The 9653-nt window shown below is 53.8% G+C and carries 7 protein-coding genes and 1 pseudogene; 7 read left to right on the top strand and 1 reads right to left on the bottom strand.

From position 1 onward, the window contains the following. Positions 1 to 17: 17 nt before the first annotated feature. Both ARCT_RS0101335 and ARCT_RS27775 read left to right on the top strand, forming a co-directional pair. Entirely contained in the window at positions 18 to 509 is a 492-nt protein-coding gene (locus ARCT_RS0101335; protein ID WP_027238494.1) for a hypothetical protein, read from the top strand. A gap of 399 nt (positions 510 to 908) precedes the next feature. After that, complete coding sequence (locus ARCT_RS27775) at positions 909 to 1106, top strand: hypothetical protein (RefSeq protein WP_154665280.1); 198 nt, start codon at positions 909 to 911, stop codon at positions 1104 to 1106. A 119-nt stretch (positions 1107 to 1225) separates the two neighbouring features. Here the strand turns inward: ARCT_RS27775 and ARCT_RS0101325 are convergent, their stop codons facing one another. Then, positions 1226 to 1954 carry a metallophosphoesterase family protein gene (locus tag ARCT_RS0101325; RefSeq protein ID WP_027238492.1) on the bottom strand — a complete coding sequence of 243 codons (729 nt, stop codon included), beginning with the start codon at positions 1952 to 1954 and terminating at the stop codon, positions 1226 to 1228. Positions 1955 to 2095: 141 nt separating this feature from the next. Here ARCT_RS0101325 and ARCT_RS25100 point away from each other — a divergent pair. From ARCT_RS25100 to ARCT_RS0101300, 5 genes and pseudogenes are all read left to right on the top strand, one after another. Then, positions 2096 to 4204 (top strand): annotated as a pseudogene (locus tag ARCT_RS25100) (YjbH domain-containing protein). After that, entirely contained in the window at positions 4201 to 4845 is a 645-nt protein-coding gene (locus tag ARCT_RS0101315) for a YjbF family lipoprotein (RefSeq protein WP_027238491.1), read from the top strand. The pseudogene ARCT_RS25100 and the gene ARCT_RS0101315 overlap by 4 nt, the downstream one beginning before the upstream one ends. 409 nt (positions 4846 to 5254) lie before the next feature. Further along, positions 5255 to 6040 carry an MraY family glycosyltransferase gene (locus ARCT_RS25095; protein ID WP_084300669.1) on the top strand — a complete coding sequence of 262 codons (786 nt, stop codon included), beginning with the start codon at positions 5255 to 5257 and terminating at the stop codon, positions 6038 to 6040. A gap of 126 nt (positions 6041 to 6166) precedes the next feature. Then, complete coding sequence (locus ARCT_RS25090) at positions 6167 to 7348, top strand: polysaccharide biosynthesis/export family protein (protein WP_322786391.1); 1182 nt, start codon at positions 6167 to 6169, stop codon at positions 7346 to 7348. Between the two features lie 51 nt (positions 7349 to 7399). Continuing rightward, a complete protein-coding gene (locus ARCT_RS0101300; protein ID WP_322786390.1) occupies positions 7400 to 9571 on the top strand; it encodes a GumC family protein in 2172 nt (723 codons plus the stop codon). Positions 9572 to 9653 lie beyond the last annotated feature (82 nt).

Raw genomic sequence — 9653 nt, 5'->3', positions numbered from 1 at the left:
CAGAGCAGGGCGATAGGATGATTTTGGTCTCGGACCGGATGCAGCAGGGGTACAGCTATCGTTTGACGGCCAAAATGGGCGCGGAGTTCGACGAGGCCTTTACCCCGTTTCATACACCGGCTGAGATGCTGGCGCTGGGGGTCTTTGAGGGCAAATACCTGAATGACTGCCGTGCTGAGTTCCCGGCAGCCTGGTTCGACGAGGCTAAACTCTCTGAGACCGCCGATGTGGCAAAGAACTATTTTGGCATCAAAAGCCGCCAACCCCTGGGCCATTGGCAAGACAAGGGCTGGATCTACGGCCCAGATCCGCGCGGATGGTTTCAGTGGTATTGCCGCTATTACATGGGGCGTCGCCTGACAGATATCGACCAGATCCAGATCAAACGCTGGCGTGGCTTTGCCCGACATGCCGGTCAGATCCGCGCCAATTGTTATCCGGGGGATGTCTTTTGTCGCCCGCGGCAAAGGCAGGCGCTTTTGCAATGGGCCTATGACCCCTTCATCTGATTGATGTGAGGTGGTTCAGGCTGTGCCGGAGTGGTTGAGTATTCAAGAAATGGAATTTTGGTTGAACGAATCTCCTTATGGTGGCGCGGGGGATGGGCTATGCTGGAGCCGTGACGCGCATTGTTTCTGGGCACCGGACAGCGGGTTTGGGCGTGTTTTTGCAAAAGAACCTGCCGCCATTACAGATTTGTCTGGTTCTCTCTTTTTCATAGACGTGGTAGTAAGGGGCAAATTTTTTGATGGAGACTGTTTATGACAATCCGTAGAATTTTGATTATTGGATCTTCACTTGGTGCCCTTGCGAGCTCTGCATTTGCTGCAGTTGAACCGCTGAATTGTAAAGCGCCTGTCAATGCAGCCCAGGAAGAGTGCTTTTGCCAAGACAGCAATATTCCTAACTTGTCCGATGCAGACAAAGAGCTTTGTGTTGCTTGGATTGCCAGTGGCGGCGTGCCCGCTGGTGGTGGCGCGGCCGTCACCAACTTTGCGCCACTGATCGCGCCGGTTGCCGGTGTTCTGGGTGCTGCTGCGGCTGCAGGTGCAGGTGGGTCCACGACCGGTACGACCGGAACAACCAGCACCACTGGAACCAACTGAACCCTGTTGATAACCTCAGGTTCTGATGAATCGGCCTGCCGCCTGGTGGGCCGATCTTGTTTTAAACCTATGACATCCCCGCGACCGGTATGTGCCTAGGGTTTTCCGCCTAAGCGCTGTTAGGCCGTAAAGAAAGAGACGCCATCTGGGCCAATTTGAGCAACGGTGAGTTTGCCGGTGGCATAGGCGCCGGTGTCAATTGCAATCCGGCCGTTTCGGGCAGTGGCGCTGTCCACAATGGTGTGGCCATGGACAATCCAGATTCCATCCCTGCGAGGAGTTTTGTGAAATTCCGGATGCCCCCATAACAAGTGATGTTGTTGCTGATCTTGCAGAGCCGTTTCAGGATCGGCTGCCGCGTGAACGACAGCCACATTTCCGGAGCAAAAGCGCAAGGGGAGGGCCTGTATCCAGTTAATCAGTTCCGGCCCCATGGCCGCGATCAAGGCATCCCGCACCTCGAGCAGCCTGCTGGACGCAGTGGTCTCGGTCACGCCGCTGACGCCAAAACTGGCCAGAGTTTGCAATCCTCCGTAGCGCAGCCAGCGTGAACCCTGCCCTGTGGGATCCTCAAGAAATTTGAGCAGCATTTCTTCATGGTTGCCCTTCAGGCATTGAATGTCACGGCGGTCATGCAACAGGCGCAGGACCTCGGCGCTGTTTTCGCCCCGGTCGATGTAGTCGCCAACACAGATGATTTGATCAGCGGGAGACAGGTGCTCCAAGGCTCGCTTCAAAAGATCGGCCCGGCCATGGATGTCACCAATCGCATAGAAGGGTTTGGCTGGGGCAAGGGGCGGGAAAACTGTTGAATTACCGCGTAGTCTGGTAATCCATGCGCCAATCATTGTGGTGTCTCCAAGGGTAAGGTACTGAATGTGATATTAGAGGCGCAGATAACCAGGAACTGTTATCCTGTGTCGGGCAATTTGGGAAGAGAACCTGGTTATTTGCTAGGGTTTTAGCACGAATTTGTTTGGGTGATTTGTATGCGATTTTTCGCAGGTTTTGGTGTGGCACTTTATTTCTTGCTGACTGGGGGCACCCCTAGCCAAGCGCAACACCTGTCGACCTATGGTACGCCGGGTTTGATCGACATGCCCACAGCCGAAGTGATGCCAGATGGAAACCTGGCGACCACCGCCTTCGTGATGCGGGACACGAACCGGAATACTGTTACATTTCAGATCCTTCCACGCATATATGGGAGTTTTCGCTACTCCTATATCGAGGATTTTAACGCAGGTGGAACGCAAAGCCGCTATGATAGAAGCTTTGATATCCACTACCAAATCCGCGAAGAAACCCGACGTGGCCCCGCCTTAGCTGTTGGCCTGCGGGACTTTGGCGGCACGGGTATTTATAGTGGCGAGTACCTGGTCGCAACCAAGACATTTGCGGAGCGATGGAAAGTCACCGGAGGTATGGGCTGGGGGCGATTGGGTCTGCGCAACAGTTTTACCAATCCCTTTGCTGCACTGGATAGCCGTTTTGAGGTCCGGCCGGCCCTGAATGTTGTCACCGGTGGGCAGTTTAACTTTAGTCAGTGGTTTCGTGGACCCGCCGCATTGTTTGGTGGTGTACAATATAATGTCGGTAATCGTCTCACCCTGTTGGCTGAATATTCCTCAGACACCTATCCCGGGGAGACAGCGAACATTGGTTTTGACGCCAGCAACCCATTCAATTTTGGTGCGAGTTACCGGTTCGACAATGGTCTCACTCTGAATGGCTATTATATGTATGGCTCCACATTGGGACTTCAGCTGAGCTATACATTGGACCCCAGGAAGGCGCGGGCGCCTGGGGGACAGGATGCAGCGGCCCCGGCTCTCAGTTCTATGCAGCAGGTCGCTGCGGCAAGTTGGAACTTGCCGCCCGAACAGACCGCTGGTGATGGCCCTTCTACCCGTGATGTATTGCGCAGCCGATTGGGCGACCAGGGTCAGCGCCTGGTGGGATATGAGGTGGCTGGAGAGCGCGCCACTGTGGAGGTGGAAAACGACAAGTTCCACGTCTCTGCGCAGGCCATTGGCCGCACCGCCCGCGCTATGGCGAACACGCTGCACCCGTCAGTGAAGGTTTTTGTGATTACCCTGCGCCGTCAGGGGCTGCCGATCACCACAGCAGAAATCCGCCGCGCTGATCTGTACAATCTGGAGAACGAGCTGGATGGCGCCTGGGCCACCCTGGCGCGGACTTCCATTCGCGATGAGCCAAGCGGTTTGCCGACAGGAACGGTTGAAGGTGCCTATCCTCACCTGAGCTATTTTCTTGGCCCCTACGGCCGCCTGTCATTCTTTGACCCAGATAACCCCCTGCGATACGAGGTTGGTCTTGCTGCCCGTGCCACCTATGTGGCGCGCCCAGGTTTGACCTTTCTCGGAGTCGTCCGGCAGCCAGTGGCCAGTACACTTGCCGACACCACCCGGGTATCGAATTCTGTTTTGCCACATGTGCGTTCAGATTGGGCCAGCTATTCACAGGAGTCCAATCTGCAAATTGGCAACTTGACTGCTGAATACCTGTGGCGTCCCGGGCCGGATCTATTTGCGCGTGTCACTGCAGGCTATCTTGAGGAAATGTATGGCGGGCTGTCGGCTGAGCTCCTTTGGTTTCCTGCGGAAAGCCACCTCGCTTTTGGGGCTGAGCTCAACTACGTCAAATAGCGTGATTTTGACATGTTGTTTGGGTTCCAAGACTACGATGTCGTAACCGGACATGTGTCCATGTATTACGACACGCCAGGGGATTATCATCTGCAGGTTGATGTCGGGCGGTATTTGGCGGGCGATTTTGGCGTCACCTTTGGGTTGGACCGTGAATTCAACAATGGCTTTAAGGTTGGCGCTTTTGCGACACTGACCAATGTTTCCTCTGCGGATTTTGGCGAAGGTTCGTTTGACAAGGGGATCCGTTTTGAGGTGCCGGTCTCCTGGTTCACCGGAACATCGAGCAAGGCCAAACTGCGTCAGGTCATTCGTCCGGTCCTGCGCGATGGTGGTGCGCGGCTCAACGTGGCCAACCGTCTGTATGAATACACCCGCGAGGAGCGGGCGGGGCGCATTGTTGGGCAATGGGGACGGTTCTACCGATGAAACATCTCATTCTTGCCCTTTGTGGCGCCGCTCTTCTACTTGGCTGCACCAATGACAACGACAGTCTTCGGCAGCTCCGCCAAGTGGTGCAACCGGGTAAGGTGGTTGTGTCGGATCCGCGGGTCGAAAGGTTGATCGAAACCAAAGCACCGCGCAAGCAGGTGAGTTTTGAACGAAATGATCTGGCGGGGGTTGTTGCCTTGGAGTCCCGCCGAGATGGGATCGAGACCTGGTTGTCCGTGGATGGCGCGACTTTGATTATGCAAGAGGGCATGGTCGTCGGCACCCGAGGCTTCGGTGGCGGTTTAATGGCCTCGGATGTTGCCCAATCCCTGGATGCAGTATTGTCAGGGCAGGGCGGTTATACCCTTCGCTTTCATAGTTTCCTGAATGGCAATGATGAGACGGTGCTGCGCAGCTACAAATGTGAGGTCAAATCCCTGGGGGCCAACCCTGCAACCATTCTTGGTGAATTGGTTCCGGCGCGCCAGATGACGGAAACTTGCCGCAGCCTGGGGCAGGTGTTTGTGAACTCTTACTGGGTGGCCGAGGCCGGAGGGGGCATTATTCAGTCGCGCCAATGGCTGGGTGACTTCCTGGGCTCCGTGACATTGCGAGATATCCCTCAGGATGCGTTTTGATTATTCGTGAAGTGCAAAGCGCGTGAATAGCGGCCTGAAAGCTGAGAATCAGGGCGTATAGGTTTGATAATTGTGCTGTTTTGTTGGGCGAATTGGTGGATAGATGCAATAATCGTTCTGTAAAACTAATATGAAAAAAGCGCTCCGATCTTATTTAAACCCCCTGCAGCACTGGGTTGTGGGGCGAAACCTCTGGGGATTTTGGTGGTATGGAAAATTATTTATTTTCAAGTCGGTAACTGAAGGTTCCGCCCCCAGGAACAACCCAGAGCAGCCCGTCGGCTGATCGTCCGGCGTCACGGTAATTTATTAACCATTCTCAAAAACATCTTATCTCTTTGTTTACTTTGACCTTGGTGGCGCGTTACAAACACTAAAGTTTTAGATTCTTTTTTTGTAAGTTGTAGCGATGCTGGATTTTTGGATTCCGCTTTTTACTTCGGTAATTGTATCGGCCGTTTTGGTCATTACGAAGTCAAAGCATTTGAAGTTTACTGGAGCGGGAGCAGACACTTCCGCAGTACAAGCCTCACATACTGTACCGACGCCTCGCATTGGCGGCTTGGCCGTCATGGCTGGTATGGTGAGTGGTGTGATGTTCGACTTGGCGCAGGGGCATACCCTGTACCTGATCTTGCTGCTGACAGGCCTCCCAATGTTTCTAACCGGGCTTGGGGAAGATCTGTTTCGGCATATCTCAACCAAAGTTCGGTATCTCGCGACGGTTGTCTCCGCTGCAATCGCGATTTGGGCAACGGGGATCTGGATCACCACAGCAGATTCCTACGGGTTGGAATGGGCCTTCGCCCTGCCTCCGCTTGCCATTTTGATCACCCTGTTTGTTGTGGCCAGTTACTGTCATGCGTTTAACCTTATTGACGGGCTGAACGGGCTTGCTTCGGGTACGGGCATTCTGATTGCCGTTGGTCTGGCAGGGATTGCAGTGCAGGCCGGGCAGCAAGAGATTGTCAGTATGTGCATGATCACAGCTGTATCAATTGCTGGTTTCTTTCTCTTCAACTTCCCGTTTGGCCGCCTTTTCCTGGGCGATAGCGGCGCCTACATCATCGGCTATATGCTCACCTGGACTGGCTTGGTGATCCTTCACCTTGAGCCAGCGACATCAACCTGGGCACTGTTCCTGATATTCTTCTGCCCTTTGTTGCCGCTCTTTTTCTTTCAAACTGTGGCATAGCTTATCATTCTTCTTCGGTTTCTCCGGGGGTTACATCCTCTGGGTCGAAGGTTCGTGTTATTCCACTGACAGCAGAGTCGGTGCTGGTGGCCAACCGAAGCGCCTATACGCCAAAGCAGCTGCCTGATGCTTTTTTTGCCTCAGCCGGAGCGCCTGCTGGGTTTGCGGGTACCTAACGCAGCGGTCGAGCCGGCATATAGGCCTGAAACCCGGCCGGGACATGTGGCAACACGGCTGCCGCCAGCCCCAGCCCAGACGCCCTATCGTATTGGCGTTGCCGATACTTTGCTGCTCGCTACCCCAAGTGCCTCGTCCTCGGTTGAGCAGCTTTCGGGACTTTTGGCGGCCCAAAATCGTCGGCAGGGGTATTCGGTTCAGGACGATGGATCCATTTCGATCCCCGACGTTGGGCGCGTGCTCGTGGCCGGAAAATCCCTGGAAGAAGCAGAAAGCGCTGTTTTTAACAGTTTGGTTGAAGCGGGCATCAATCCGGCCTTCAGTCTGGAAATCTCGGAGTTCAACTCGCAGCGGGTGTCGGTTGGCGGCGCAGTGAATAATCCCACTGTTGTGCCACTGACCTTGTCACCCTTAAAGTTGAATCAGGCCGTGAATGCGGCAGGCGGGTTCTCCTTGAGCGATTTGGATTATGCATCCATTCGCATCTACCGAGATGGCACATTGTACCAAATCCCGGTCAAGGAATATTATAGCAAAGGCTCTTTGCAAAATACGCTTTTGGTGGACGGCGACAGTGTCTTTGTCGATACCGATTTTGATCTCGACAAGGCGACGCTATATTTTGAGCAGCAGATCAAACTGACCGAGTTTCGCCAGTCTGCCCGCAACACTGCTCTTTCCGAGCTGGAGCTGGAGGCTGATCTTCGCCGCGCGGAATTGGCAGAGCGACGCAGCAACTTTGAGGATCGCGTTGCTTTGGACGCTGTCGAGCGGGACTATGCCTATGTTCTGGGTGAGGTTGGACGCCAGTCACGGTTCCCGCTTCCCTTTGGCCACAAGGCTACTTTGGCAGATGCTCTTTATAGTGAGGCGACAGGTTACAGTAATCGTACGGGTGATCCGCGCCATATCTACGTTCTGCGCAGCAGCAATGACCCGGCTGGTTTTTCCGGAATGACTGCTTGGAATCTCGACGCACGCAATGCTGCAAATTTCATTCTCGCAACGCGGTTGGAGCTTCGGCCTAATGATGTTGTCTTTATTGCGGAGCAACCGGTCACAAAATGGAACCGGGTTTTCACACAGCTTGGGCCAAGTATCCTGTCCAGTTCGGTGGCTGCAGTAAATTAATTCTCCTCATTTTAAAGTATAGAATGGGGCCTTTTGAACGGAACTTCTGACGTGAGCACATTCGAAAATATGTCCCAAATGGGTGTTTCTTCGCCAGTCCAAAGGGCCTCTCAGGCTGCGCAGCCTCTTTCGGATGATGGTATCGACCTGGGGCAGCTGTTGCGAACCCTTTGGCGCGGTAAGTTCTGGATCCTGATCTCCATGTTGGTGGCGATCCTGGTGGGCGGATATTATGCCTATGCAGTTGCGGTCCCCCTCTATTCGACAACTTCCGTCGTGACGCTTGAAAACCGTCAGGAGCAGGTCGTTGATTTTGAAAGTGTTGTCTCTGGGCTGGGGGGGGACCAGACCAGTATCAATACCGAGGTTGAGATCCTTAGGTCCCGTGCATTGATCAAAAAGCTGGTTATCAAACTGGACCTGATGAGCGACCCGGAGTTCAACATCAGCCTTCGAGAGGACACAGGGTTTTCTGTATCTGGTGTGATTGATGGCGTTAAGAACTTGCTGCTTGGTGCCCCGGACCCAAAGCCGGACCCAACGGAAGAACAGCTGTTAGAGACTGTTACAACTGCCGTTCGGTCTGCTATCTCCATCTCCAATATTCGCAACACGTATGTTTTCAATCTGCGGGTGACGACTGAAGGGGCGCAAAAATCCAAGCTGATGGCGAACACGCTGGCGGATCTTTATGTACTCAATCAGTTGGATGTGAAATTTGAAGCAACGCAGCGGGCAACGGCATGGTTGTCCGAGCGGGTGGCCGACCTCCAGGTTGACCTCGAGAACTCTGAGGCGCGCGCCAAGGAATTCAACGCCGGCACCGAACTGATTAGCCCGGAAGTTCTGGAAGGTTTGAACCGACAGGCCAAGGATACGCGTGAGCGGCTGAAAACAACATCGGACCGGATTTCCGTGGTGTCCGCCCGCATCGCCGACATGCAGGTTGCGCTTGACGGTCGCGACCGGGCAGAAATGGCACGGCTGGCGAATAACCCAACACTGACACAAAGCCTGGCGCGGGTTGAGGCGGGCACCACACCAGCGGAGCTTTTTGACAGCCAGTTTGAACAAATTCAGCGCAGTGAAACCGTTAGCCTGAGCCGGTTGCAGACTCAGGCGGCGGGTCTCAAACAATCTTTGGTCACAATCGACGGCCAGATTGAGCGGCAGTCCAAGGATCTGGTCACACTGCAGCAGCTGACACGAGAGGCAGAAGCGGCGCGGTCGATCTACGAATATTTTCTGGGCCGCCTCAAGGAAACCTCTGTTCAGCAAGGAATCCAGCAGGCCGATAGCCGGGTTCTGTCCCAGGCTGTATTACCCGATGTGCCATCGGCACCCAAAAAGTCACGTGTTTTGGCGTTTTCGGCCATTCTGGGCGCAATAGCAGGTGTTGCCGGTCTTCTTCTGCGTGAATTCATGAGCAATTCATTCCGTTCTGCGCAGCAGTTGCAATCTGCCACGGGCTTTACAGTCTTAGGCCAGGTGCCCAAATTCCCCGGCCGCAAGCGCAGAGGGGTTATCGAGTATCTCAAGGAGAAACCAACGTCAGCAGGGGCTGAAGCCATTCGTAATTTGCGGACCTCCGTTATGCTGTCAAATGTGGATAAGCCGCCTCAGGTGATTATGTTGACGTCGTCAATTCCGGGAGAAGGGAAAACAACTCTGTCATTGGCCCTCGCTCAGAGTTTTTCGGGACTTAACAAAAAGGTTCTCCTGATTGAAGGCGATCTGCGAAGATTGGTATTCTCCGAATATTTTGAGGCTGAGCCCAATAAGAAGGGGTTGGTCTCTGTATTGTCCGGGGAGAGCACATTTGAGGAGGCGATCCGCAGTATTGATATTGTCGGAACAGATGTTTTGCTTGGGGAGAAGACCCAGGCAAACGTTGCGGATCTATTTGAATCAGAGAGATTTGCCAACTTGATGGAATTGGCCCGCAGTAAATACGATATCATCCTGATTGATACGCCTCCTGTCTTGGTGGTCCCCGATGCCCGTACTATTGCGCAGCACGCAGATTCCTTGTTGTTTGCAGTGCGTTGGGACAGCACCAGCCAGGAACAGGTTGCCGAAGGTATTAGAATGCTCGCAAGTGTCAATATACGGCCAACGGGCGTTGTATTGAGCCAGATCGATATGAAGGGAATGAAGCGCTATGGGTATGGTGGTCAGTATGGCGCGTACTCTCAATACGGCCGCAAGTATTATGTGAATTAATTATTATAGGGAACTGAGGTTGGTCATTGCGCCTGAAATAGATCAACTGTCGAACAGTTCTGGATAAAGAGTGACAAACTTA

The sequence above is a fragment of the Pseudophaeobacter arcticus DSM 23566 genome (assembly GCF_000473205.1).
GTDB lineage: Bacteria > Pseudomonadota > Alphaproteobacteria > Rhodobacterales > Rhodobacteraceae > Pseudophaeobacter > Pseudophaeobacter arcticus.
This window is presented reverse-complemented; position numbering and strand designations above follow the sequence as displayed.

What these genes read in the sequence shown, in the direction of transcription:
- ARCT_RS0101335 (WP_027238494.1), top strand. Translation starts at nt 18, where the DNA reads ATGATTTTGGTCTCGGACCGGATGCAGCAGGGGTACAGCTATCGTTTG.
- ARCT_RS25095 (WP_084300669.1), top strand. Translation starts at nt 5,255, where the DNA reads ATGCTGGATTTTTGGATTCCGCTTTTTACTTCGGTAATTGTATCGGCC.
- ARCT_RS0101325 (WP_027238492.1), bottom strand. Translation starts at nt 1,954, where the DNA reads ATGATTGGCGCATGGATTACCAGACTACGCGGTAATTCAACAGTTTTC.
- ARCT_RS25090 (WP_322786391.1), top strand. Translation starts at nt 6,167, where the DNA reads ATGCTTTTTTTGCCTCAGCCGGAGCGCCTGCTGGGTTTGCGGGTACCT.
- ARCT_RS0101315 (WP_027238491.1), top strand. Translation starts at nt 4,201, where the DNA reads ATGAAACATCTCATTCTTGCCCTTTGTGGCGCCGCTCTTCTACTTGGC.